This window comes from Inquilinus sp. CAU 1745 (assembly GCF_039839375.1).
GTDB lineage: Bacteria > Pseudomonadota > Alphaproteobacteria > DSM-16000 > Inquilinaceae > JBDOQU01.
The window spans coordinates 73424-97043 of the sequence record NZ_JBDOQU010000017.1; the positions used below are offsets into that span (position 1 = coordinate 73424).

The window sequence follows — 23620 nt, forward strand, 5'->3', positions numbered from 1 at the left end:
ACGGAGACTAGAGAAAATGGCGAAGGCGAAGTTTGAGCGTACGAAGCCGCACGCGAACATTGGAACGATTGGTCACGTTGACCATGGCAAGACGACGTTGACGGCGGCGATCACGAAGGTGCTGGCTGAGAGCGGCGGGGCGACGTTCACGGCGTACGACGCGATCGACAAGGCTCCCGAGGAGAAGGCGCGCGGCATCACGATCTCGACGTCGCATGTGGAGTACGAGACGGCGAACCGTCACTACGCGCATGTCGACTGCCCGGGCCATGCCGACTATGTGAAGAACATGATCACCGGCGCGGCGCAGATGGACGGCGCGATCCTGGTGGTGTCGGCGGCCGACGGCCCGATGCCGCAGACCCGCGAGCACATCCTGCTGGCGCGCCAGGTCGGCGTTCCGGCGCTGGTGGTGTTCATGAACAAGGTCGACCAGGTCGACGATCCGGAGCTTCTGGAACTGGTCGAGCTTGAGGTTCGCGAGCTGCTGTCGAGCTACGAGTTCCCGGGCGACGACATTCCGATCATCAAGGGTTCGGCGCTGGCGGCGCTGGAGGACAAGACCCCGGAGATCGGCCGCGACGCGATCCTGGAGCTGATGGCGAAGGTGGATGAGTACATCCCGACGCCGGATCGTCCCAAGGACCTGCCGTTCCTGATGCCGATCGAGGACGTGTTCTCGATCTCGGGCCGGGGCACGGTGGTGACCGGGCGGGTCGAGCGGGGCATCGTGAAGGTCGGCGAGGAGATCGAGATCGTCGGCATCAAGGATACGGTGAAGACGACCTGCACGGGCGTCGAGATGTTCCGCAAGCTGCTCGACCAGGGCGAGGCGGGCGACAATATCGGGGCGCTGTTGCGCGGCACCAAGCGCGAGGATGTGGAGCGCGGCCAGGTGCTGGCGAAGCCGGGCTCGATCACGCCGCACACCAAGTTCAAGGCCGAGGCGTACATCCTGACCAAGGAGGAGGGCGGCCGCCACACGCCGTTCTTCACCAACTACCGTCCGCAGTTCTATTTCCGGACGACCGACGTGACCGGTGTGGTGACGCTTCCGGAAGGCACCGAGATGGTGATGCCGGGCGACAACGTGTCGATGGAAGTGACGCTGATCGCGCCGATCGCCATGGATGAAGGCCTGCGCTTCGCCATCCGCGAAGGCGGCCGCACCGTCGGCGCCGGCGTCGTCGCCGGCATCATCGAGTAAGAGGCCGCCAGACGCAGGTCTAGCGACCTCAAGAAGGACCGTTCCTCCGATACCCTGCCGCTCCGGCGGCAGGGTCGGAAAGGGCGGCCCGGGACAAGGGATAGATCGGCGGAGTCCGCTCCGCCGGTCACGCATAGCGGGTCCGATCATCTTTCTGTCATTTCCCGGCCTTTCGGGGGTGACAGGGGGGATCGAAACCCGTATATGAACGCCCTCACCCGAGCCGACCTTCGCGGCGCGGGTGAATTTTTTTTGACGTGGACTGTTCGCGATGTGCGCCGCCGGGTGGTCCGGCGCCCGCACCTCTCGGCGAAATAACGGACTAGGATAAATGGACAGTCAGAATATCCGGATCCGCCTCAAGGCGTTCGATCACCGGGTGCTCGACCAGAGCACGTCGGAGATCGTGAACACCGCCAAGAGGACGGGCGCCCAGGTTCGCGGGCCGATCCCGCTGCCGACGCGCATCGAGCGCTATACCGTTCTGCGGTCCCCGCACATCGACAAGAAGTCGCGGGAGCAGTTCGAGATTCGCACCCACAAGCGGCTGCTCGACATTGTCGACCCCACCCCGCAGACCGTCGACGCTCTTATGAAGCTCGACCTCGCGGCCGGCGTCGACGTCGAGATCAAGCTTTAAGGGGGCGACGATATGCGTTCCGGATTGATTGCGCAGAAGGTCGGCATGACCCGCGTCTTCAACGAGGCGGGTGAGCATGTTCCGGTCACGGTGCTGAAGGTCGATGGCTGCCAGGTGGTCGCCGTCCGCACCGCCGACGCCGACGGCTACACTGCCGTCCAGCTCGGCGCCGGCGCCGCCAAGGTGAAGAACGTCACCAAGCCGATGCGCGGCCACTTCGCCAAGGCGAAGGTCGAGCCGAAGAAGAAGCTGGTCGAATTCCGCGTCGCCGACGACGCGCTGCTGTCGATCGGCGATGAGCTGACGGCGGAGCATTTCGTCGCTGGCCAGCGCGTCGACGTCACCGGCACCTCGATCGGCAAGGGCTTCGCCGGCGGCATGAAGCGGCACAACTTCTCTGGCCTTCGCGCCAGCCACGGCGTGTCCGTCAGCCACCGTGCGATCGGCTCCACCGGTCAGAACCAGGATCCGGGCAAGGTCTTCAAGGGTAAGAAGATGCCGGGCCACATGGGTCATGAGCGGGTGACGATCCAGAATCTCGTGGTCGTCTCGACCGATGTCGAAAAGGGCCTGATCCTCGTTCGCGGCGCCGTTCCCGGCTCCGACGGCGGCTGGGTCATGGTTCGTGACGCGGTCAAGCGTCCCCGGCCGGACAACGTTCCGTACCCCGGCGCCGTGCGCAAGGCGAATGGCGATGCCGGCGGCGATGCCGCGGGCGAGGCCGCCGCGGATAAGAAGGACTGAACCGATGAAGCTCTCGGTTAAGACACTCGAAAACAAGGACGCGGGCGAGATCGAGCTTTCGGACTCGATCTTCGGCCTCCCCGTCCGCCAGGATCTGCTGCACCGGATTGTGCACTGGCAGCTCGCCAAGCGGCGCGCCGGCACGCACAAGACCAAGGGCATCAGCGAGATCGCCGGCACCACGAAGAAACCCTTCAAGCAGAAGGGAACCGGCCGCGCCCGTCAGGGTTCGACCCGGTCGCCGCAGTTCCGCGGCGGTGCTGTGATCTTCGGCCCGGTGGTCCGCGACCATGGCTACGATCTGCCGAAGAAGGTCCGCAAGCTGGCGCTGAAGACGGCGCTTTCGGCGAAGGCCGCCGACGGCAAGCTGATCGTGGTCGACACGGTCACCGCCGACAGCCACAAGACCAAGGAACTGGCCGCCAAGCTGTCGGCGCTGGGCCTGGGGTCGGCGCTGATCATCGACGGCGAGAACGTGAACGACCAGTTCCGGCTCGCCGCCCGTAACCTGCCGCTGATCGACGTGCTGCCGCAGCAGGGCGCCAACGTCTACGACATCCTGCGCCGCGACATTCTGGTCCTGAGCCGGAACGCGGTGGAGCAGCTGGAGGCCCGCCTGAAATGAGCCGGAAGACATTCAAGCCGGTGAGCCAGGAGCGGATCTACGACATCATCCGCGCCCCGGTCATCACCGAGAAATCGACCCTGGTGTCGGAGCATAACCAGGTCACCTTCAAGGTGCCCCTGGACGCGACGAAGCCGGAGATCCGCCAGGCGGTGGAACAGGTGTTCAAGGTCAAGGTGACCGGCGTGAACACCCTGCGCTCGAAGGGCAAGACCAAGCGCTTCCGCGGCATCATGGGTCGCCGTTCGGACGAGAAGAAGGCTGTCGTCACCCTGGCCGAGGGCCAGCGGATCGACGTGACGACGGGGATCTAAAGCGATGGCACTGAAACAATTCAACCCGATCACGCCGGGCACGCGCCAGCTGGTCATCGTCGACCGGTCCGGGCTCTACAAGGGCAAGCCGGTCAAGAAGCTGACCGAAGGCCTGACCAAGAAGGGCGGCCGCAACAACACCGGCCGGATCACGGCGCGGCGCATCGGCGGCGGCCACAAGCGGACCTACCGCCTGGTCGACTTCAAGCGCACCAAGCATGACGTGACGGCGACCGTGCAGCGGATCGAATATGATCCCAACCGCACCGCCTTCATCGCGCTGATCGAATATGCCGATGGCGAGCAGTCCTACATCCTGGCGCCGCAGCGCCTTGCGGTCGGCGACCAGGTCGTCTCCGGCGCCAAGGTCGACGTGAAGCCGGGCAACGCGATGCCGCTGAAGTCGATCCCGATCGGCACCATCGTCCACAATGTGGAGCTGAAGCCGGGCCGGGGCGGCCAGATGGCCCGTTCGGCCGGCACCTACGCCCAGCTCGTCGGCCGCGACATGGGCATGGCGCAGCTCAAGCTGGCGTCGGGTGAGCTTCGTCTCATCCGCGGCGAGTGCATGGCCTCGATCGGCGCCGTGTCGAACCCGGACGAGAGCAACACCAACCTGGGCAAGGCCGGTCGCAAGCGGTGGCTGGGCAAGCGGTCCTCGGTCCGTGGCGTCGCCATGAACCCGATCGACCACCCGCATGGCGGCGGCGAAGGCCGGACCTCCGGCGGCCGTCACCCGGTGACGCCGTGGGGCAAGCCGACCAAGGGCCGCAAGACCCGCAACAACAAGGCGACGGATAAGATGATCCTGCGTCGCCGGAACAAGAAGTAGGAGACGGGCGATGGCACGTTCCGTTTGGAAGGGGCCCTTCGTCGACGGGTTTCTCCTCAAGAAAGCCGAGGCGGCGCGGAGTTCCGCGCGCAACGAGATCATCAAGATCTGGTCGCGCCGGTCCACCATCCTGCCTCAGTTCGTCGGCCTGACCTTCGGCGTCTACAACGGGCAGAAGTTCCTGCCCGTCCTCGTCACCGAGAACATGGTCGGCCACAAGTTCGGCGAGTTCGCGCCGACGCGGACCTACTACGGTCACGCGGCGGATAAGAAGGCGAAGAGGAAGTAGTCATGGGCAAGCCTGCGGCAGAGCGGACCCTGTCCGACACCGAAGCGAAAGCCTTCGCGAAGCTGATCCGTACCAGCCCGCGCAAGCTCAACCTCGTCGCCGGAATGATCCGCGGCAAGGATGCGAGCAAGGCGCTGGCGGACCTCACCTTCTCCAAGCGCCGCGTGGCGCAGGAGGTCAAGAAGGTCCTGCAGTCGGCGGTCGCCAACGCGGAGAACAACCATCAGTTGGACGTCGATCGTCTGATCGTGGCGGAAGCGTTCGTCGGCAAGAGCCTGACGATGAAGCGGTTCCACGCTCGGGCGCGCGGCCGTGCGTCGCGGGTCGAGAAGGCCTGGTCGAACCTGACCGTGATCGTCCGCGAGCGTGAGGAGACGGCGTAACTATGGGTCAGAAAGTCAATCCGATCGGGCTTCGGCTCGGCATCAACCGGACCTGGGATTCGCGCTGGTTCGCGACCAGGGACTATGCCGACCTGCTGCACGAGGACATCGCGATCCGCGAGCTTCTGACGAAGCGGCTGGCCCAGGCGGGCCTCGCGCGCATCGTCATCGAGCGGCCGGCCAAGAAGGCCCGCGTGACGATCCACACCGCCCGTCCGGGCGTGGTGATCGGCAAGAAGGGCGCGGACATCGAGAAGCTCCGTCAGGAGCTGGCGAAGATGACCGGCAGCGAGGTCAGCCTGAACATCGTCGAGATCCGCAAGCCGGAGATCGACGCCAAGCTGATCGCCGAGAACATCGCCAACCAGCTGGAGCGCCGGGTGGCGTTCCGCCGGGCGATGAAGCGGGCGGTCCAGAACGCCATGCGCCTCGGCGCGCAGGGCATCCGGATCAATTGCGGCGGCCGTCTGGGCGGCGCGGAGATCGCGCGCACCGAATGGTACCGCGAGGGCCGGGTGCCGCTGCATACGCTTCGGGCGGACGTCGATTTCGGCACCGCGACGGCGAAGACCACCTACGGGACCTGCGGCGTCAAGGTCTGGGTCTTCAAGGGTGAGATCATGGCCCATGACCCGATGGCCCAGGACAAGCGGGCGGCCGAGCAGACCTCGGCGCGCGGCTGAGGCGAGAGAACGAGGGCATTGAACGATGCTTAGTCCAAAGCGCACAAAATTCCGCAAGGCGCACAAAGGCCGCGTCAAGGGCGTCGCCAAGGGCGGCACCACGCTGAACTTCGGCGCCTACGGCCTGAAGGCCATAGGACCGGCGCGTGTCACCGCGCGGCAGATCGAGGCGGCCCGCCGCGCGATCACCCGCCACATCAAGCGTCAGGGCCGGGTGTGGATCCGCATCTTCCCGGACGTGCCGGTTTCCCAGAAGCCCGCCGAAGTCCGCATGGGCAAGGGCAAGGGTTCGCCGGAATACTGGATGTGCAGGGTCAAGCCGGGCCGCGTCATGTTCGAGCTGGACGGCGTGCCGGGCGACCTGGCCAAGCGGGCGTTCGAGCTTGCGGCCGCCAAGCTGCCGGTCGAAACCCGTTTCGTCGCCCGCCTGGGCGAGGAGGTCTAGAGAAATGAAGGCCGAAGACATTCGCGCCAAGAGCGCGGACGAGCTGAAGGATCAGCTCCTCTCGCTCAAGAAGGAACAGTTCAACCTGCGTTTCCAGAAGGCCTCCGGCCAGCTGGAGAACACCGCGCGGGTGCGTGAGGTGCGTCGCGACATCGCCCGCATCAAGACCATTCTTACCGATCGTCGCGGCGCCGCCGCGGCGGCCAGCTAGGAGGTGGGGCCATGCCACGGCGTGTGCTCATTGGGAAAGTCGTCTCGGACAAGATGGACAAGACCATCACCGTCCTGGTCGAACGGCGGCTGAAGCATCCCGTCTACAAGAAGTTCATCAAGCGCTCGAAGAAGTTCCATGCGCACGATGAGAAGAACCAGTTCAAGGTCGGCGACGAGGTCTCGATCATCGAGGCGCCTCCGATGTCGAAGACCAAACGCTGGGTTGTCGTGACCGAGAAGGCCGCCGAAGGCGGTCCGAGCGCTTAAGGTAAGGAGCCGGATCCATGATCCAGATGCAGACGAACCTGGAAGTGGCCGATAATTCAGGGGCCCGCAGGGTGCAGTGCATCAAGGTGCTGGGCGGTTCGCAGCGCCGGGTTGCCGCCGTGGGCGACGTGATCGTCGTCTCGGTGAAGGAGGCGATCCCGCGCGGCCGCGTCAAGAAGGGTGACGTCCATCGCGCCGTCATCGTTCGCACCGCCAAGGAAATCCGCCGGACCGACGGGACGTCGATCAAGTTCGACACCAACGCGGCCGTGCTGATCAACAAGCAGGGCGAGCCGATCGGCACCCGTATCTTCGGGCCGGTCACGCGTGAGCTGCGGGCCAAGAAGTTCATGAAGATCATCAGCCTGGCGCCGGAGGTGCTGTGATGGCCGCGAGAATCAGGAAGGGCGACACCGTCGTCGTCACCACCGGCCGCGACAAGGGCAAGCGCGGCGAGGTGCTGCGGGTCCTGACCCAGGAGAGCCGCGTGCTCGTCCAGGGCGTGAACATGGTCAAGCGCCATACCCGCCAGTCCGCGACGTCCGCCGGCGGCATCCTGGAAAAGGAAGCGCCGATCCACCTGTCGAACGTCGCCCATATCGACCCGTCGGGCAGCAACGAAGCCACGCGCATCGGCTTCAGGATCCTCGACGATGGCCGCAAGGTCCGGTTCGCGAAGCGTTCCGGCGAAGTGATTGATCGGTGATCGCCATGGCTAGGCTTAAAGAGCAATACCAGAAGGTGATCCGTCCGGCCCTCATGAAGGAGTTCGAGTACAAGAACACCCTTCAGGCCCCGCGGATCGAGAAGATCGTCATCAACATGGGTGTGGGCGAAGCCGTCCAGGACTCCAAGAAGGTGACGTCCGCGGTGCAGGAACTGACGGCGATCGCCGGACAGAAGCCGGTGGTCACCCACGCCCGCAAGTCGATCGCTACCTTCAAGCTGCGCGAAGGCATGCCGATCGGCGCCAAGGTCACCCTGCGCCAGGAGCGGATGTACGAGTTCCTGGACCGTCTGGTGAATATCGCGTTGCCGCGCGTCCGCGATTTCCGCGGGCTGCCCAGCAGCAGCTTCGACGGCCGGGGAAATTACTCCCTCGGCATCAAGGAGCAGATCGTGTTCCCCGAAGTCGACTACGACAAGGTCGACAGCGTCCGGGGGATGGACATCGTTATCGTGACGACCGCGAAGTCGGACAAGGAAGCGCACGCGCTTCTGAAGGCCTTCGACTTCCCGTTCGTCAACTAAGCGGCTCGAGAGGTCAGATCATGGCTAAGAAAAGCGCCATCGAGAAGAACAAGAGGCGCGAGCGACTGGTCAAGCAGTATGCGGCGAAGCGCGAGCGGCTGAAGGCCCTCGCGAGCGACAAGAATGCCGCGCCTGAGGAGGCCTTCGCCGCCCGCCTCAAGCTGGCCGAGTTGCCGCGCAATGCGTCACCGACGCGCGTCCACAACCGTTGCGAACTGACGGGGCGCCCCAAGGCGTTCTACCGCCGGTTCAAGCTCAGCCGTATCGCGCTTCGCGACTTGGCCTCCCGGGGACAGATCCCCGGCATGGTCAAGGCGAGCTGGTAAGGGAGGATCGATAGATGTTGTTGAGTGATCCTCTCGGCGATCTGCTGACCCGTATCCGTAACGGTCAGCGCGCCGGCAAGCCGGTCGTGGAAAGCCCTGCCTCGACCCTCCGCATGAACGTGCTGGAGGTGTTGAAGCGGGAAGGCTATATCCGCGGCTATTCCAGCGAGGACGTGCGCGCCGGGATCAGGAACCTGCGCGTGGAGTTGAAGTACCAGGACGGCCAGCCGGTCATCCGGAACATCGACCGCGTCTCCAAGCCGGGCCGCCGGGTCTACAAGAAGGTGAAGGATATCCCCCGTGTCTATAACGGGCTGGGCATCTCGATCCTGTCGACCCCGCGCGGCGTGATGTCAGACAATGAGGCCCGCGCCGCCAATGTCGGCGGCGAGATCCTCTGCGAAGTGTTCTAAGGGTGCCGAGCGATGTCCCGAATTGGTAAACATCCCGTCCCCGTCCCGTCCGGCGTTCAGGTGAACGTCGACGGACAGACCGTGACCGCCAAGGGCAAGCTGGGCCAGCTCAGCGTCAAGCTCATTGACGAGATCAAGGTCTCGATGGAGGACGGAAAGGTCACTGTCCTGCCGAAGTCGGAAAGCCGCTTCGCCAGGAACATGTGGGCCACCAGCCGCACCCTCGTGAACAATATCGTCAAGGGCGTGAACGAGGGGTTCACCACAAATCTGGAGATCAACGGCGTCGGTTACCGCGCCGCGGTCCAGGGCAAGGAACTCGTGCTGCAGCTCGGCTACAGCCATGAGATCCGCTACCCCATCCCCGAGGGGATCCAGATGAAGACGGAACGGCCGACCGCGATCAGCATCACGGGCTACGACAAGCAGCGCGTGGGGCAGGTCGCCGCGGAGATCAGGTCCATGCGGCCGCCGGAGCCCTTCAAGGGCAAGGGCATCAAGTATGAGACCGAAACGATCCTCCGCAAGGAAGGCAAGAAGAAGTAAGGGTGCGGACATGCTGAAGACGAAGCAATTGCGCGACCGCCGCCAGATGCGGCTGCGGTCCAAGCTTGCGAAGATGCGGAACCCGCGCCCCCGGCTGTCGGTGTTCCGGTCTTCCAAGCACATTCATGCCCAGGTCATCGATGACGGCCAGGGCCACACGCTCGCCGCCGCCTCGACGCTGGACAAGGACCTGCGGGAGGCGCTGAAGAGCGGCGCGACCGTCGACGCGGCGAAGGCCGTCGGCAAGCTGCTGGCCGAGCGCGCGAAGGCCGCCGGCGTCGACAAGGTCGTGTTCGACCGGGGCGGCTACATCTACCACGGCCGGATCAAGGCGCTGGCCGAGGCCGCCCGCGAAGGCGGCTTGGACTTCTAGGAGAAACGTGATTATGGCACGTGGCCAGAGAGACGATCGGGCGCCGCGCGAGCGGGGCGAAGACAGCGAGCTGATCGAGAAGCTCGTCAGCATCAATCGCGTCGCCAAGGTGGTGAAGGGCGGACGCCGGTTCGGCTTCGCCGCCCTTGTCGTCGCCGGTGACGGGCGCGGCCGGGTCGGCTATGGCGCCGGCAAGGCCCGTGAGGTCCCCGAGGCAATCCGCAAGGCGACCGAGCAGGCGAAGCGCAGCATGATCCGCGTTCCGCTCCGCGAGGGACGGACGCTCCATCACGACATGAAGGGCCTGTTCGGCGCCGGCAATGTCGTGTTGCGCGCGGCCCCGCAGGGCACCGGCATCATCGCCGGCGGTCCGATGCGCGCGATCTTCGAGGCGCTGGGCGTCCAGGACGTCGTCGCCAAGTCGATCGGGTCGTCGAACCCGCACAACATGATCAAGGCGACCTTCGAGGCGCTGAAGGCGGTCGAGGGGCCGCGGGCCGTGGCGGCGCGCCGCGGCAAGCGGGTCAGCGACATCATCAAGCCGCGTCAGGGCGCTTCGGCGGAAACCGCTGAGACGCAGGAGGCCGCGAATGGCTGACACGGAGAAGAAGGCGCCGGCCAAGAAGGCCGCCGCCCCGAAGAAGGAAGCCGCCGCCAAGGCCGCTCCCAAGGCCGAGGCGAAGGCCGTTCCCAAGAAGGCTGAGGCGAAGGCCGCTCCCAAGAAGGCCGAGGCTAAGGCCCCGGCCGCGAAGAAGGCCGCCGCTCCCAAGAAAGCCGCCGCTCCCAAGAAGAAGGCGCCGGCCCGGAAGAAGGCCCCGGCCAAGGCCGACGCCGCCACCGTCGTCGTGACCCAGATCGGCAGCCCCATCGGCCGCCGGCAGGATCAGCGGCAGACGCTGGTCGGGCTCGGCCTGAACAAGCTGCATCGCACCCGTGAGCTGGTTGACACGCCGGCCGTGCGGGGCATGATCGACAAGGTGAAGCACCTGGTGCGAGTCGAGCAGGGCTGAAGCCCCTCGGCGTAGAAGGATCCTTATTATGAAGTTGAACGAAATTCGCGATAATGCGGGCGCCCGCAAGGGCCGCATGCGCATCGGCCGCGGCATCGGCTCCGGCAAGGGCAAGACCGGCGGACGCGGCGTGAAGGGCCAGTCCAGCCGGACCGGCGTCGCGCTGAACGGCTTCGAAGGCGGCCAGATGCCGCTCTACCGTCGCCTGCCGAAGCGCGGCTTCAACAACGCGAACTTCAAGAAGCGGTTCGCCGAGGTCAATCTGGGCAGACTCCAGCAGGCGGTCGACGCCAAGAAGCTGGACGCCAAGAAGACGATCGACCTGGCCACCCTCCAGGCCGCGGGGCTGGTGGACAAGCCGTTCGACGGCGTGAAGCTGCTGGCCAAGGGCGAACTGTCCGCCAAGGTCACGATCGAGGTGACGGGCGCGTCCAAGGCCGCCGTCGAAGCGGTCGAGAAGGCCGGGGGCAAGGTCGTCGTGACCGCGCCGGCCAAGGGCGAGGCCAAGGCCGACGCCTAACTCCCGCCGCTCCAGGAAGAGATCGGGAGGCCGCATGCGGCGGTCTCCCGCCGTCCCACCGTCGAGGGCGTTATGGCATCTGCCGCTGAACAGCTAGCCGCGAACATCAATTTCGGCGCCTTCGCGAAGGCGACCGAACTCAAGAACCGCATCTGGTTCACCCTTGGTGCGCTGATCGTGTATCGGCTCGGCACCTATATCCCCATTCCGGGCATCGACCCGACCGTGCTGAACGAGATCTTCAACCAGCAGGGCGGCGGCGGGCTGCTCGGCATGTTGAACATGTTCTCCGGCGGCGCGCTGGGGCGGATGACGATCTTCGCCCTCAACATCATGCCGTACATCTCGGCCTCCATCATCATCCAGCTCATGACGGCGGTGTCGCCGACGCTTGAGGCGCTGAAGAAGGAGGGGGAGAGCGGCCGCAAGAAGATCAACCAGTACACCCGCTACTTCACCGTGCTTCTGGCCACGGTCCAGGCCTACGGGCTGTCCGTCGGGCTGGAGGGGCTGTCGGGCTCGACCGGCGCCGCGGTGATCGATCCGGGCTGGTTCTTCCGCATCTCCACGGTCATCACGATCGTCGGCGGCACCATGTTCCTGATGTGGCTGGGCGAACAGATCACGGCGCGGGGCGTCGGCAACGGCATCTCGCTCATCATCTTCGCCGGCATCGTGGCTGAACTGCCCCGCGCGCTGATCAACACGCTGGAACTCGGCCGGACGGGCGCGATCTCCACGCTGTTCATCATCTTCATGCTGGTGATGGCGGTCGCCGTCATCACCTTCATCGTGTTCATGGAGCGCGCGCAGCGCCGCCTGCTGGTGCAGTACCCCAAGCGCCAGGTCGGCAACCGCATGTTCGGGGGCGAAAGCTCCCACCTGCCGCTGAAGCTGAACACGGCGGGCGTCATCCCGCCGATCTTCGCCTCCTCGCTGCTGCTGCTGCCGACGACGATCATCGGCTTCTCCGGCGCTGCTGGGGGAGGGAGCTGGGCGCAGCCGATCGCGGCGGCGCTGGGCCATGGGCAGCCGCTCTACATGCTGCTCTACGCCGCGCTCATCATCTTCTTCTGCTTCTTCTACACGGCTATCGTCTTCAATCCGGAGGAGACGGCCGACAATCTGAAGAAGTATGGCGGCTTCATCCCCGGCATCCGTCCGGGAAAGAACACGGCGGACTATATCGACTACGTCTTGACACGGCTGACGGCGGTTGGTGCTCTCTACATCACGCTGGTCTGCCTGCTGCCGGAGTTCCTGATCTCCGAATTCGCCCTGCCGTTCTATTTCGGGGGCACCAGCCTGCTGATCGTGGTGACGGTCACCATGGATACGGTGGCGCAGGTCCACTCCCATCTGCTGGCCCATCAGTATGAAGGGCTGATCAAGAAGTCGAAGTTGCGAGGACGACGCGGATGAACTTGATCCTGCTGGGGCCGCCCGGCGCCGGAAAAGGAACTCAGGCCAAGCTTCTGGAAGAAAAGCACGGCCTGAAGCAGCTCTCCACGGGCGACATGCTGCGTGCGGCCGTCGCCAGCGGCAGCGACCTCGGCAGGAAGGTTCAGGCGATCCTCGACGCCGGCCATCTCGTCTCCGATGACGTCATGATCAGCATGATCTCCGACCGGATCGACCAGCCCGACTGCCGCAACGGCTTCATCCTTGACGGTTTTCCCCGCACCGTGGCCCAGGCCGAGGCGCTGGACCATATGCTGGAGGAGAAGGGCCTGGCGCTCGACGCGGTGATCGAGATCCGGGTCGACGAGGAGGCCCTTTTCGGCCGGATCGAGACGCGGGCGAAAGAGAATGGCGGCCTCCGCGCGGACGACAATGCCGACGTGCTGCGCAAACGCCTCCAGGTCTACCGCGACCAGACCGCGCCGATCCTGCCCTATTACCGCGATCGCGGCGTCCTCCAGGGCGTCGACGGCATGGCCTCGATCGAGAACGTCTCGGGGCAGATCGAAGCCATTCTGAAGGTCCCCTCGACCGTCTGATAAAATGCAATCGTCGTCATGCTGGATTTGATCCCATAGGCGCTAACTTTGGTCGTAATTTTCCCCTCTCCTGCTTGCGGGAGAGGGAGGGCCCGCCGCGAAGCGGTGGGAGGGTGAGGGTTTTGAAGGCGAGGGTGTGAGGCTCACCGCCTCAAAGTTAACGCCTATGGGACTTGATCCAGCATCCATGCGGCGTCGCCGGAAGCTGGTACCGCGCTCATTCCTTCGCGGTCGGTGAAGCTGCCAGGGCCTATGGATCCTGGATCAAGTCCGGGATGACCCAACAAGTAAACCTCATGGTGAGCCTGTCGAACCATGTGCGCTCCGGCCTTTCGACAGGGCGCGGACCAAGGCGACCGATAATGTGTTGACCCGGCGGCGCGGATGCCTATACTCCGCGCCCTCGGACCTGGAGGTGCGACGTTTTCGTGCGTCCTCACTCCAGGCGTTAACAAGACCGCAACCCGGCGAAGCAGGGTCCGGACCGTCCCCGAAGGGAAGGCCTGGATCAGCGGCTTTGCCGCAGGCCGCAACATCGAACCAGGAGTAAGACGTGGCACGTATTGCTGGCGTCAACATTCCGACCCAAAAGCGCGTGGTGATCGCACTCACCTACATCCACGGCATCGGGCGGACGACCGCATCCAACATCTGTGAGAAGCTGAGCATCCCGAGCGAGCGCCGGGTCGCCGACCTCACCGAAGACGAGATTCTCCGCATCCGCGAGACGATCGACGCCGACCACACGGTCGAAGGCGATCTGCGCCGCGAGACGGCGATGAACATCAAGCGCCTCATGGACATGGCCTGCTATCGCGGCCTTCGTCATCGTCGCGGCCTGCCGGTTCGCGGCCAGCGCACCCACACCAACGCTCGCACCCGCAAGGGTCCTGCGAAGCCGATTGCCGGCAAGAAGAAGTAAGGCGGATAGATCATGGCAAAGCCTGCTGCTAACGCGCGCCTGCGTCGCCGCGAGCGGAAGAACATCACCGCCGGCGTCGCTCACGTGAACGCTTCGTTCAACAATACGATGATCACCATCTCCGACGCCCAGGGGAACGCGATCTCCTGGTCCTCCTCGGGCATGATGGGCTTCAAGGGCAGCCGCAAGTCGACTCCCTACGCCGCCCAGATGGCCGCCGAGGACGCGGGCCGGAAGGCCCAGGAGCACGGGATGAAGATCCTGGAAGTCAACGTGAAGGGTCCGGGCTCCGGGCGCGAAAGCGCGCTGCGCGCCCTTCAGTCGATCGGCTTCCAGATTACCTCGATCAAGGACGTCACGCCGATCCCGCACAACGGCGTCCGTCCGCGCAAGAAGCGCCGGGTCTAAGGACCGGCGCTTCCAAGTGTTCCGATGCTGACGGATGGTTCCCATCCGTCGGCTGAATCGGGAAGCGACCACCCGCCGATCCGGGACAGCGGCCCTCGCCACGGGGCCGCCTCGCATGGGATCGGAAGCGAAGCGCCGGCGACGGCGCTTTCCGGGTTTTCGGGCCGGACCTCGGGCGCTCTTCCGCGCAAAGGCCGGCCGCTTGATGGCATAGGAACTATCTCCCGTGATTTCGAACAACTGGCAGATCCTGATCAAGCCGACCGCGCTGGACATCCAGACCAGCGACGATCCGCAGCGCAAGGCGACCATCGTCGCGGAACCGCTGGAGCGCGGCTTCGGCCTCACGCTCGGCAACGCGCTGCGCCGGATCCTGCTGTCCTCCCTCCAGGGCGCGGCGGTGACCTCGATCCAGATCGACGGCGTCCTCCACGAATTCTCCTCGATTCCCGGTGTCCGCGAGGACGTGACGGACATCGTGCTCAACGTCAAGGCGCTGGCTCTCCGCATGCATGCGGAAGGCCCGAAGAAGATGCGCCTGCACGCCGAGGGTCCCGGCCCGGTGACCGCCGGCCAGATCATCACCGGCTCGGACATCGAGGTGATGGACCCCGACCTCGTCATCTGCACGCTGGACGACGGCGCACGCCTCAACCTCGAGATGACGGTCGCGCTCGGCAAGGGCTATGTCCCGGCCGTCAACAACCGTCCGGAAGACGCGCCGATCGGCCTGATCCCGGTCGACGCACTCTACAGCCCCGTCCGCAAGGTCAGCTACAAGGTCGAGAACACCCGCGTCGGTCAGGTCACCGACTATGACAAGCTGTCCCTGACGGTGGAGACGAACGGCGCGGTCACGCCGGACGACGCCGTGGCGCTGGCAGCCCGCATCCTCCAGGACCAGTTGCGCCTGTTCGTCAATTTCGAGGAGCCGCAGGCCGAGCGCCGCGAGGAATCGTCCGACGACGTGCCGTTCAACAAGAACCTGCTGCGCAAGGTGGACGAGCTGGAGCTTTCGGTCCGTTCGGCCAACTGCCTGAAGAACGACAACATCGTCTATATCGGCGATCTGGTGCAGAAGACGGAGGCGGAGATGCTCCGCACCCCGAACTTCGGCCGCAAGTCGCTGAACGAGATCAAGGAGGTTCTCTCCCAGATGGGCCTCCATCTCGGCATGGAGATCACCAATTGGCCGCCCGAGAATATCGAGGATCTGGCCAAGAAGCTGGAAGAGCCGTACTGATCGGCTCGAACGCATGAACGGGTCGCGGTGACCCGCCGGCGCCGTTCTCTCCCCCGGATAGGGGGAGGGGCGGCGGCGATCACAACCGGCTCCGCGTCGCGGGGTCACGCCATAGAAGGAGGACGAAGCCATGCGTCACGGCATGAGCGGACGTAAGTTCAACCGGACCAGCAGCCACCGCAGGGCGATGTTCGCCAATATGGCGGCCGCGCTCATCACCCATGAGCAGATCAAGACCACCCTGCCGAAGGCGAAGGATCTCCGCCCGGTGGTGGAGAAGCTGATCACGCTCGGCAAGAAGGGCGGCCTGCACAACCGCCGTCAGGCCTATGCGCTGCTGCGCGACGACGCCGTGGTGGCCAAGCTGTTCGACGGCATCGCCGACCGCTACAAGGACCGCGCCGGCGGTTACACCCGCGTCCTGAAGGCCGGCTTCCGCTATGGCGACGCCGCCCCGATGGCGATGATCGAGCTGGTCGACCGCGACGCCGCCGCCAAGGGCGCCGCCGACAAGGCCCGCGTCGAGGCTGAGGCCGAGGCCAGGGGAACCGAGGAATAATTCCTCCGATCCCCAAGAGCAGTACAAGAGCCCCGGCCTTCGCCGGGGCTTTTTTGTAACCCCCTCTCCTGCTTGCGGGAGAGAGGGTTTGGGGGTGAAGGTGGTTTCGCCGCCGCCCCCGAAATGATGACGAATGATGACAAATGATGACACCGGAAAAACCAACCGCCCCCTCACCCAACCCTCTCCCACGGAGGGGAGAGGGCTAACAACTTCACCCTCTCCCCTCCGTGGGAGAGGGAGGGACCCGCGAAGCGGGAGGGTGAGGGGGTGTTGGTTGGTACGGATGCGGCGCCGCCTCGAATGATGACGAATGATGACAAATGATGACGGTTTTCTTCCGCCGTCCCGGCGCTGATCTCCCTGCCGATACGTCGAAGAGAACCATCGCGGCGGTTCGCCCGTTCTACGAGCGGGAGGGAAAGGCCGGCATCATGGTTCGTGTGTTCGTCAATCAGGTCGGAATAGCGGTGCCGCCGCACGAGGTGCATGGCAAGTTCTCCGCCTATGCGCCGTCGCTCCTCTCCTCCGAACGGGACCGCCGGCTGTTCGCCCGGATGGCCGAGCGGTCGGGGATCGAGCGGCGCTATTCCGTGCTGCGCCCGGACCCTGACCCGGCGCGGCTGGACGAAGACGGATTCTACCGGCGCGGCGCCTTTCCCGACACGCGCCGTCGGATGGCGGTCTACCGGCGGGAGGGGCGGACGCTGGCGCGGCGGGCGGCCGAGGCGCTGGGCGGGGAGGCGCGGGGCGCGACCCATCTCATCGTCACCTCCTGCACCGGATTCCACGCCCCCGGACCCGATCTCGATCTTCTGGCGGATCTGGGGCTCAAGCCATCGGTGGAGCGGACGGTCGTCGGCTTCATGGGCTGCTATGCCGCGATCAACGCGCTGAAGCTGGCGCGCCACATCGTGCGGTCGGAGCCCGCCGCGCGGGTGCTGGTGGTCACGCTGGAGCTCTGTACCCTGCATCTCCAGGAAACCGACGATCTGGAGCGGGTTCTGTCCTTCCTCCTGTTCGCGGACGGCGCATCGGCCTCGCTTGTGACGGCGGAGGCGAAGGGGCTGGAACTGCTGGATTTCCGCGCCGAGATCATGCCGGATACCCGGGACCACATCATTTGGGCGGTCGGCGCCGGCGGATTCGACATGTACCTTTCCGGCGCCGTGCCGGCGGCATTGCGCGACGGCCTCCATGCCGACAGGCGGGCCTGGCGGGCCGGCCCGGACGGCGAGCCGGTCGCGCTCTGGGCGGTCCATCCCGGCGGCCGGACGGTGCTGGACGCGGTGGAGCAGGGGCTGGCGCTCGACGGAGCCCTGGCGCCGTCGCGGGAGGCGTTGCGGCGCTACGGCAACCTTTCCTCCACCTCCATCATGGTCGTGCTGAAATCCATGATGGATGCCGGAAGCGCCGGGCTGGGCCGCGCGCTCGCCTTCGGGCCGGGCGTCACCGCCGAAAGCCTCACCTTCCGGCTTTAGGATGGCCGCGCCTGAAACAGGACCGCCCGTTGCGCGGACCCCGCCGCCTCCCTAGATTGCCGGTCATGCGCATCCTGGTTCTTCTTCTGACTGCCGGCTTCCTGGCCGCGACCCCCGCCATGTCCTGCGCGCCGCTGGAGGTTGTCGTCCATGGCTAGGGGCGGGGCGGGTGCGGAGTCGGGCGGCGGGCTGTTCGAAAGCCTCGCCCCCCGGCCGTTGGCCGACCGGCTGCGGCCGAAGACGATCGCGGAGGTCGTGGGGCAGGATCATCTGCTGACGCCGGACAAGCCGATCGGCCGGATGGTGGCGGCGCGGCGGCTGGCGTCGATGATCCTCTGGGGGCCGCCCGGCTGCGGCAAGACGACCATCGCCCGCCTGCTGGCCGACCAGACGGATTTGCAGTTCGAGCCGCTGTCGGCCGTCTTCTCCGGCGTCGCCGATCTGCGGAAGGTGTTCGAGGCCGCCAGGGCGCGCCGCGCGGGCGGGCGCGGCACGCTCCTGTTCGTCGATGAGATCCACCGCTTCAACCGCAGCCAGCAGGACGCCTTCCTGCCCTATGTGGAGGACGGCACGATCGTCTTGGTTGGCGCGACGACGGAAAATCCAAGCTTCGAGCTGAACGCCGCCCTGCTCAGCCGCGCGCAGGTCTTCGTGCTCCACCGGCTGGATGAGCCGGCGCTGGAGAAGCTGCTGGCGAGAGCGGAGGCGGAGGAGGGGCGCGCCCTGCCGCTGACGGAGGATGGCCGCGCGGCGCTGAAGGCGATGGCTGATGGCGACGGGCGGTTCCTGCTCAATCTGTGCGAGGAGCTGTTCCAGCTTCATGCGCCCAAGCCGCTGGACGCCGCCGCCCTGGCAGGGACCGTCCAGCGCCGCGCGCCGGTCTACGACAAGGCGCAGGAGAGCCACTACAACCTTATTTCCGCGCTGCATAAGAGCCTGCGCGGATCGGATGTGGATGCCGGGCTCTACTGGTTCGCCCGGATGCTGGCCGGCGGGGAGGACCCGCTCTACATCGCCCGGCGACTGGTGCGGTTCGCGGCTGAGGATATCGGCATGGCCGATCCGCAGGCCCTGCCGATCACGCTCGCCGCCTGGGACACCTATGAGCGGCTGGGCAGCCCGGAGGGCGAGCTGGCAATCGCCCAGGCCGTGGTCCATCTGGCCACCGCGCCGAAGTCGAACGCCGTCTACAGCGCCTACAAGGAAGCCGTCCGCGCGGCGAAGGAGACGGGCAGCCTGATGCCGCCAAAGCACATCCTCAACGCGCCGACCCGATTGATGAAGGACATCGGCTACGGGGCGGGTTATCGTTACGATCATGAAACGCCGGAAGCCTTCTCCGGGCAGAATTACTTTCCTGAGGACATGCCCAGGCGGGAATTCTATCGGCCTTTCGACAGGGGCTTCGAGCGGGAGATCCGCAAGCGGCTCGACTATTGGGCGAAGCTGCGCGATCGGCTGAACAGCGAGGATTAGGCTTGGGCAAGCTCATCGGGTTCCTTATCCTCCTGGCCGTACTGGCGGGCGCGGCGTGGATCGGCTGGCATGTCGTCGAATCGCGGCGGCTCGCGCTTGACGAGTCGGTGGATTTCCTTGCCTTCGAAAGCTTCGCCAGGACCGGACAGCCGAATGAATTCCTCATGGCGCCGGAAGACGCCACGGCGGCGCCGGCCGACGCCGTCAGCCCGATCTTCCCGGCGACGCCGGAGGAAATCATCCAGGCCTTCGTCGCCGTCATCAACGAGACGCCGCGCGCCACCGTCCTCGCCATCTCCGATGACGGGCTGGCGCTGGAGGCGGCGCAGCGCAGCGCGACCTTTGGTTTCATCGATTTCATCAGCATCCGCGCCTTCCCGGCCGGAGAGGATCTGGCGAGTTTCGCGATCTACAGCCGCGCCCGGGTCGGCTATTACGATTTCGGGGTGAACCGTGACCGGGTGCTGGAATGGGTCGACAGGGTGCGGGCACGGATAACGCCGGAGACGTGAGGGCGCGCCGCTTCGCCCGACTGTTGCTCCGGCGCGGGCCGGAGACTAGGGTGCGCCCGATCGACCCGAATGGAACCGTACTTATGAATCCCAGCCTTCTGCTGGCGGTCGCCGCCGGCGGGGCGGCGGGCGCCGTCGCCCGCCATGCCGCCTCCCACTGGATACAGGGCTGGGCCGGCAGCGGCTTCCCCTGGGCCACGCTCGCGGTGAATGTCGCTGGCTCCATTCTCATGGGGATGCTGGTGGAAGGTTTTGCCCTCATCGCCGATCCGGGAGCCGCTGCTCGCGGCTTCCTGACGGTCGGCGTGCTGGGCGCTTTCACGACCTTCTCCACCTTCTCGCTGGAGGTCGTCTCGCTGGCCCAGCGGGGAGAGGCCATGGCGGCGGCCGCCTATGTCGCGGCGTCCCTCGCGCTCTGCGTCCTCGGCCTCTTTCTCGGCCTTTCGGCGGTCAGGCTGGTGGCGGCATGAGCGTCCAGACGATTTCCGTCCGCGCGGACGATGCCGATATCCGGCTCGACCGCTGGTTCAAGCGCCATTATCCGCACCTGACCCATGGCCAGTTGGAGAAGCTGCTACGCACCGGGCAGGTCCGCGTTGACGGCAAGCGCGTCAAGGCGAACCAGCGGCTGGAGCCGGGCCAGTCGGTGCGGGTGCCGCCGTTGAACGCCGCGGAGAGGCCCGCCGGCAAGAAGCCCGTCCCCACCCTGTCGCGACAGAACGCCGAGACGATCCGCGCGATGGTCCTCTATAGCGACGATGCGGTGATCGCGCTCAACAAGCCGGCGGGCCTCGCGACCCAGGGCGGCACAGGCCAGACCCGTCATCTCGACGGCATGCTGGATGCGCTGCGCGGGAAAGGGGAGGATCGTCCCCGACTCGTCCACCGGTTGGACCGGGACACCAGCGGGGTCCTGCTGCTCGCCCGCACCGCGCAGGCGGCCAAGGTCCTCGCCGCCGGCTTCAAGCACCGGACGGCGCGCAAATATTACTGGGCGCTGGTCGCCGGCGTTCCGCAGCCGCGCCAGGGCCGGATCGACCTCGCACTCGCCAAGCGGGACGACGGGCGGAAGGAGAAGGTCGCGGCGGCGGAGGATGACGGCAAGCGCGCCATCACGCTGTTCACGACGCTGGATGCGGTCGGCAAGCGCGCCGCCTGGCTGGCGATGTGGCCGCGCACCGGCCGCACCCACCAACTCCGCGTCCATGCCGCCGCCATCGGCACGCCGATCCTGGGCGACGGCAAGTATGGCGGCGCGGAGGCCTTCCTGCCCGGCGCGGAAGTCGCGGACAAGCTGCACCTGCACGCGCGCCGGATCATCCTGCCCCATCCAGGCGGCAAGGGCTTGATCGACGTGACCGCGCCGATGCCACCGCACATGAAGGAAAGCTGGAGCTATTTCGGATTTGACGAAGCGTCCGCCGACGCCGATCCGTTCGCGGAGATCGCCGATGACTGACGGTCCGCACCTCGTCCTCTTCGATTGCGACGGCACGCTGGTCGACAGCCAGTTCGCCATCGTGGAAGCCATGACCGTGGCGTTCCAGAGCCACGATCTCATCCCGCCTAATGCCGCCGATGTGCGGCGTCTGGTCGGGCTGCCGCTGGGGGAGGTCATCGCCCGCCTGGCGCCGGAGGACGGGCCGCTGCTGTCGATGGTGGAAATCTACAAGCAGACCTTCCGGGAGAACCGGCTGGCCGGCCGGTTCGAGGAGCCGTTGTTCCCCGGCGTGCGGGAGGCGCTGGACGTGTTGACCGGCGCCGGTTGCCTGCTCGGCGTGGCGACCGGGAAATCCCGCCGGGGACTCGACAGCGTGCTGGATCGTCACGACCTCGCCGGCTCCTTCGTGACGCTTCAGACGGCCGATGACGGGCCGGGCAAGCCCAGCCCGCATATGGTCCAGCGCGCGCTTCGGGAAACCGGCGCGGAGAGGTGGAATACGGTGGTGGTCGGCGACACGGCCTTCGATATGCTGATGGCCAAGGCGGCGGGTGCTGGCGCTGTCGGGGTCACCTGGGGTTATCATGTGGCGACCGATCTGTTGGATGCGGGCGCCGATCGTCTGACGGATACATTTGCCGCGGTCCCCGTCGCCGTCGGTGAACTCATGGGGAAGGTCGATCATTGCGCCTCCGTAGGCTGATCCGCATCGCCATCATCGCCGTCGCGGCCATCGCGGTGGCGGCCGTCGCGCTCGTCATGTCGTTCGATCGGCAGGCGATCGGGCAGCGCGTGGCGCGGGACCTGACGGAAGCGCTGGGCCGGCAGGTGACTGTCGGCGGAGAGGTCGGATACGCAATCAGCCTGACGCCGGAGCTGGTGCTGCGTGACGTCACGCTGGCCAATATCGAGGGCGGGTCGCAGCCGGTGATGGCGCGGTTCGCGGAAGTGACGGCCCAACTCCGCCTCTGGCCGCTTCTGACCGGCGATATGGAGGTGACGGCCCTGACCGCGCGGGATGGCGAGCTGCTGCTGGAATACGGGTCGGACGGACGCCGCAACTGGGCGTTCGACGAAGGCGCCGGCGGGACGGGCGCTCTCTCCGATCTGGCCAGCCTGCGGCTTCTGGCCGTCGACCTCCGCTATCCCGGCTTCGGGGAAACGGAGCGGCTGGTGCGGCTGGACGAAGTTCTGGCGACCGGCGCGGCGAGCGACATGGCGGATTTGACGGTGTCGGGTTCGGCCGACGGCATGCCGCTGTCCCTGAACGGGACGACAGGCGGGCTGGACGCCCTGTTCGCCGACAGCGCCGACTGGCCGGTCGATCTGGAACTGAAAGTCGGGGAGGCCGCCCTCGCAATGGACGGGGCGGTGGGCCAGCCGCTGTCGACCGCGACCTTTTCCGGCGTGGTGGAGATCGACGCGCCAGGACCGGAACCGGTCGCGGCCGTCCTGGGCGTCGCGCAGCCGGAAGGGATGCCGATATCCGCCGGCGCGACCATCGTCAAGGAACAGGGCGGCCTGACCATGGAGGATCTGACGGCGACGGTCGGCGACACGTCCGTTGCGGGCCGTCTGTCGGTCTCCTGGACCGGCCCGAAGCCCAACCTCACCGGCGACCTTGCGATCGACGCCTTCGCCCTTGGCCCCGATGGCGGCGAAGGAACGCTGGGCCAGGCGCTGGAGCCGCTCCGGACGGTGAATGGCGATCTTTCGGTGACGGTGGACAGCCTGACGATCTTTGGCCAGACGGCCGAGGCGGTGTCGACGAACCTCCGGATCGTCGACGGCCGGCTGACCGCCGATATCTCCGAAGCGACCCTGTGGGACGGCGCGGCGTCGGGGGCGGTCGTGCTGCATGGCGGAATGTCCCCGCCGCTGGTCGGCGTGGATATGTCGGCGGCCGACATCGATGTCGGCGCGCTGCTGGAGCAGGTGACCGGCCGCGCCGATCTCGAAGTCCGGGTCGAGGCCCAGGGGGAGGACCGGGCGGCGCTTCTGGCGTCCTTGAGAGGACAGGCCTACGCCACGATGGGCGAGGGGGCGATCGAGGGAACCGCGCTGGAGCGGTTGGGCGAAGGTGTGCTGTCCGCCCTGGCCCCATCCTCCGAGGAGGACCGGACGGCGGAGATCGTCTGCGCGTCCGGCGCCTTCGCCATCCGCGAAGGCATCGCCCGCACCGAACAGTTCGTCTTCGCGCTCACAGACACCACGGTGACGGCGGAGGGCGCTCTCAGCCTCATCGACGGAACCGTCGACGCCATACTGACGCCGCAGCCCCGAGATCCCAGCCTGTTCGAGGTCGCCACCTCCGTCCGCATCCACGGGCCGATCTCCAGCCCGGAGGTCGAGGTCGACGCCCGCGACGCGCTGGTCCAGGGCGCGGCGGGCCTGCTGCTGGGCGCGATCAACCCGCTGGCGGCCGTGGTTCCCTTCATCTCGGCCGGCGAGGGCGGTGACGGCAATCCCTGCGTCGCCGCCCTGTCCGAAGACTGAC

At 66.4% G+C, this 23620-nt stretch carries 35 protein-coding genes; all 35 read left to right on the forward strand.

Features of this window, described 5'->3' with window-relative positions:
* Nucleotides 1-16: 16 nt before the first annotated feature.
* The 35 genes from tuf (at nucleotide 17) to AAFN89_RS17770 (ending at nucleotide 23619) form a co-directional block, all read left to right on the forward strand.
* Complete coding sequence (gene tuf / locus AAFN89_RS17600) at nucleotides 17-1207, forward strand: elongation factor Tu (RefSeq protein WP_347540506.1); 1191 nt, start codon at nucleotides 17-19, stop codon at nucleotides 1205-1207.
* Between the two features lie 331 nt (nucleotides 1208-1538).
* Nucleotides 1539-1847: a 30S ribosomal protein S10 gene (rpsJ, locus tag AAFN89_RS17605; RefSeq protein ID WP_347540519.1), complete on the forward strand. Its 309-nt coding sequence runs from the start codon at nucleotides 1539-1541 to the stop codon at nucleotides 1845-1847.
* A gap of 12 nt (nucleotides 1848-1859) precedes the next feature.
* On the forward strand, nucleotides 1860-2591 hold the full coding sequence (gene rplC / locus AAFN89_RS17610; protein ID WP_347540520.1) for a 50S ribosomal protein L3: 732 nt from the start codon (nucleotides 1860-1862) through the stop codon (nucleotides 2589-2591).
* 4 nt (nucleotides 2592-2595) lie between these two features.
* Entirely contained in the window at nucleotides 2596-3216 is a 621-nt protein-coding gene (rplD, locus tag AAFN89_RS17615; protein ID WP_347540521.1) for a 50S ribosomal protein L4, read from the forward strand.
* The gene (locus AAFN89_RS17620) at nucleotides 3213-3530 is read left to right on the forward strand and encodes a 50S ribosomal protein L23 (RefSeq protein ID WP_347540522.1); all 318 of its coding nucleotides are present in this window, start codon (nucleotides 3213-3215) and stop codon (nucleotides 3528-3530) included. Before rplD ends, AAFN89_RS17620 begins: the two co-directional genes overlap by 4 nt.
* A 4-nt stretch (nucleotides 3531-3534) precedes the next feature.
* Entirely contained in the window at nucleotides 3535-4362 is an 828-nt protein-coding gene (rplB, locus tag AAFN89_RS17625; protein ID WP_347540523.1) for a 50S ribosomal protein L2, read from the forward strand.
* Between the two features lie 10 nt (nucleotides 4363-4372).
* A complete protein-coding gene (gene rpsS, locus AAFN89_RS17630; protein WP_347540524.1) occupies nucleotides 4373-4651 on the forward strand; it encodes a 30S ribosomal protein S19 in 279 nt (92 codons plus the stop codon).
* Between the two features lie 2 nt (nucleotides 4652-4653).
* Nucleotides 4654-5034: a 50S ribosomal protein L22 gene (gene rplV / locus AAFN89_RS17635; protein ID WP_347540525.1), complete on the forward strand. Its 381-nt coding sequence runs from the start codon at nucleotides 4654-4656 to the stop codon at nucleotides 5032-5034.
* A gap of 2 nt (nucleotides 5035-5036) precedes the next feature.
* Nucleotides 5037-5717, forward strand: a complete 681-nt coding sequence (gene rpsC, locus AAFN89_RS17640; protein WP_347540526.1) for a 30S ribosomal protein S3 — start codon at nucleotides 5037-5039, stop codon at nucleotides 5715-5717.
* A 25-nt stretch (nucleotides 5718-5742) separates the two neighbouring features.
* Complete coding sequence (gene rplP / locus AAFN89_RS17645) at nucleotides 5743-6162, forward strand: 50S ribosomal protein L16 (protein ID WP_347540527.1); 420 nt, start codon at nucleotides 5743-5745, stop codon at nucleotides 6160-6162.
* Between the two features lie 4 nt (nucleotides 6163-6166).
* Entirely contained in the window at nucleotides 6167-6373 is a 207-nt protein-coding gene (rpmC, locus tag AAFN89_RS17650) for a 50S ribosomal protein L29 (protein ID WP_347540528.1), read from the forward strand.
* 11 nt (nucleotides 6374-6384) lie between these two features.
* Nucleotides 6385-6642 carry a 30S ribosomal protein S17 gene (gene rpsQ, locus AAFN89_RS17655; RefSeq protein ID WP_347540529.1) on the forward strand — a complete coding sequence of 86 codons (258 nt, stop codon included), beginning with the start codon at nucleotides 6385-6387 and terminating at the stop codon, nucleotides 6640-6642.
* 17 nt (nucleotides 6643-6659) lie between these two features.
* The gene (gene rplN / locus AAFN89_RS17660) at nucleotides 6660-7028 is read left to right on the forward strand and encodes a 50S ribosomal protein L14 (protein WP_347540530.1); all 369 of its coding nucleotides are present in this window, start codon (nucleotides 6660-6662) and stop codon (nucleotides 7026-7028) included.
* The gene (gene rplX / locus AAFN89_RS17665) at nucleotides 7025-7348 is read left to right on the forward strand and encodes a 50S ribosomal protein L24 (protein ID WP_347540531.1); all 324 of its coding nucleotides are present in this window, start codon (nucleotides 7025-7027) and stop codon (nucleotides 7346-7348) included. Before rplN ends, rplX begins: the two co-directional genes overlap by 4 nt.
* Nucleotides 7349-7353: 5 nt before the next feature.
* Nucleotides 7354-7893 (forward strand): 50S ribosomal protein L5, encoded by a 540-nt coding sequence (gene rplE / locus AAFN89_RS17670; RefSeq protein ID WP_347540532.1) that lies wholly within the window; start codon nucleotides 7354-7356, stop codon nucleotides 7891-7893.
* 20 nt (nucleotides 7894-7913) lie between these two features.
* Nucleotides 7914-8219, forward strand: coding sequence for a 30S ribosomal protein S14 (gene rpsN / locus AAFN89_RS17675; protein ID WP_347540533.1), 306 nt, complete (start codon nucleotides 7914-7916; stop codon nucleotides 8217-8219).
* A 14-nt stretch (nucleotides 8220-8233) separates the two neighbouring features.
* Complete coding sequence (rpsH, locus tag AAFN89_RS17680) at nucleotides 8234-8632, forward strand: 30S ribosomal protein S8 (protein ID WP_347540534.1); 399 nt, start codon at nucleotides 8234-8236, stop codon at nucleotides 8630-8632.
* A 12-nt stretch (nucleotides 8633-8644) separates the two neighbouring features.
* Nucleotides 8645-9178, forward strand: coding sequence for a 50S ribosomal protein L6 (gene rplF, locus AAFN89_RS17685; RefSeq protein ID WP_347540535.1), 534 nt, complete (start codon nucleotides 8645-8647; stop codon nucleotides 9176-9178).
* A 10-nt stretch (nucleotides 9179-9188) separates the two neighbouring features.
* Nucleotides 9189-9551 carry a 50S ribosomal protein L18 gene (rplR, locus tag AAFN89_RS17690; RefSeq protein WP_347540536.1) on the forward strand — a complete coding sequence of 121 codons (363 nt, stop codon included), beginning with the start codon at nucleotides 9189-9191 and terminating at the stop codon, nucleotides 9549-9551.
* Nucleotides 9552-9564: 13 nt separating this feature from the next.
* Nucleotides 9565-10149, forward strand: coding sequence for a 30S ribosomal protein S5 (rpsE, locus tag AAFN89_RS17695; RefSeq protein WP_347540537.1), 585 nt, complete (start codon nucleotides 9565-9567; stop codon nucleotides 10147-10149).
* Between the two features lie 247 nt (nucleotides 10150-10396).
* Complete coding sequence (gene rpmD, locus AAFN89_RS17700) at nucleotides 10397-10561, forward strand: 50S ribosomal protein L30 (protein WP_347540575.1); 165 nt, start codon at nucleotides 10397-10399, stop codon at nucleotides 10559-10561.
* A gap of 28 nt (nucleotides 10562-10589) precedes the next feature.
* Nucleotides 10590-11081, forward strand: coding sequence for a 50S ribosomal protein L15 (gene rplO, locus AAFN89_RS17705; RefSeq protein ID WP_347540538.1), 492 nt, complete (start codon nucleotides 10590-10592; stop codon nucleotides 11079-11081).
* A gap of 72 nt (nucleotides 11082-11153) precedes the next feature.
* Entirely contained in the window at nucleotides 11154-12503 is a 1350-nt protein-coding gene (gene secY / locus AAFN89_RS17710; protein ID WP_347540539.1) for a preprotein translocase subunit SecY, read from the forward strand.
* Nucleotides 12500-13081, forward strand: a complete 582-nt coding sequence (locus AAFN89_RS17715) for an adenylate kinase (RefSeq protein WP_347540540.1) — start codon at nucleotides 12500-12502, stop codon at nucleotides 13079-13081. Before secY ends, AAFN89_RS17715 begins: the two co-directional genes overlap by 4 nt.
* A 553-nt stretch (nucleotides 13082-13634) precedes the next feature.
* Nucleotides 13635-14003 (forward strand): 30S ribosomal protein S13, encoded by a 369-nt coding sequence (rpsM, locus tag AAFN89_RS17720; RefSeq protein ID WP_347540541.1) that lies wholly within the window; start codon nucleotides 13635-13637, stop codon nucleotides 14001-14003.
* Between the two features lie 12 nt (nucleotides 14004-14015).
* Complete coding sequence (gene rpsK / locus AAFN89_RS17725; protein ID WP_347540542.1) at nucleotides 14016-14411, forward strand: 30S ribosomal protein S11; 396 nt, start codon at nucleotides 14016-14018, stop codon at nucleotides 14409-14411.
* Between the two features lie 226 nt (nucleotides 14412-14637).
* The gene (locus AAFN89_RS17730; protein WP_347540543.1) at nucleotides 14638-15654 is read left to right on the forward strand and encodes a DNA-directed RNA polymerase subunit alpha; all 1017 of its coding nucleotides are present in this window, start codon (nucleotides 14638-14640) and stop codon (nucleotides 15652-15654) included.
* Nucleotides 15655-15784: 130 nt separating this feature from the next.
* A complete protein-coding gene (rplQ, locus tag AAFN89_RS17735; protein WP_347540544.1) occupies nucleotides 15785-16213 on the forward strand; it encodes a 50S ribosomal protein L17 in 429 nt (142 codons plus the stop codon).
* 323 nt (nucleotides 16214-16536) lie between these two features.
* Nucleotides 16537-17694, forward strand: coding sequence for a type III polyketide synthase (locus AAFN89_RS17740; RefSeq protein WP_347540545.1), 1158 nt, complete (start codon nucleotides 16537-16539; stop codon nucleotides 17692-17694).
* Between the two features lie 150 nt (nucleotides 17695-17844).
* Complete coding sequence (locus AAFN89_RS17745; RefSeq protein WP_347540546.1) at nucleotides 17845-19170, forward strand: replication-associated recombination protein A; 1326 nt, start codon at nucleotides 17845-17847, stop codon at nucleotides 19168-19170.
* A 2-nt stretch (nucleotides 19171-19172) separates the two neighbouring features.
* On the forward strand, nucleotides 19173-19682 hold the full coding sequence (locus AAFN89_RS17750) for a DUF1499 domain-containing protein (protein WP_347540547.1): 510 nt from the start codon (nucleotides 19173-19175) through the stop codon (nucleotides 19680-19682).
* Between the two features lie 83 nt (nucleotides 19683-19765).
* Nucleotides 19766-20152 carry a fluoride efflux transporter CrcB gene (gene crcB, locus AAFN89_RS17755; protein ID WP_347540548.1) on the forward strand — a complete coding sequence of 129 codons (387 nt, stop codon included), beginning with the start codon at nucleotides 19766-19768 and terminating at the stop codon, nucleotides 20150-20152.
* Nucleotides 20149-21141, forward strand: a complete 993-nt coding sequence (locus AAFN89_RS17760; RefSeq protein WP_347540549.1) for an RluA family pseudouridine synthase — start codon at nucleotides 20149-20151, stop codon at nucleotides 21139-21141. The genes crcB and AAFN89_RS17760 overlap by 4 nt, the downstream gene beginning before the upstream one ends.
* The gene (locus AAFN89_RS17765) at nucleotides 21134-21826 is read left to right on the forward strand and encodes an HAD-IA family hydrolase (RefSeq protein ID WP_347540550.1); all 693 of its coding nucleotides are present in this window, start codon (nucleotides 21134-21136) and stop codon (nucleotides 21824-21826) included. The genes AAFN89_RS17760 and AAFN89_RS17765 overlap by 8 nt, the downstream gene beginning before the upstream one ends.
* A complete protein-coding gene (locus AAFN89_RS17770; RefSeq protein WP_347540551.1) occupies nucleotides 21808-23619 on the forward strand; it encodes an AsmA family protein in 1812 nt (603 codons plus the stop codon). Before AAFN89_RS17765 ends, AAFN89_RS17770 begins: the two co-directional genes overlap by 19 nt.
* Nucleotide 23620: the final 1 nt, after the last annotated feature.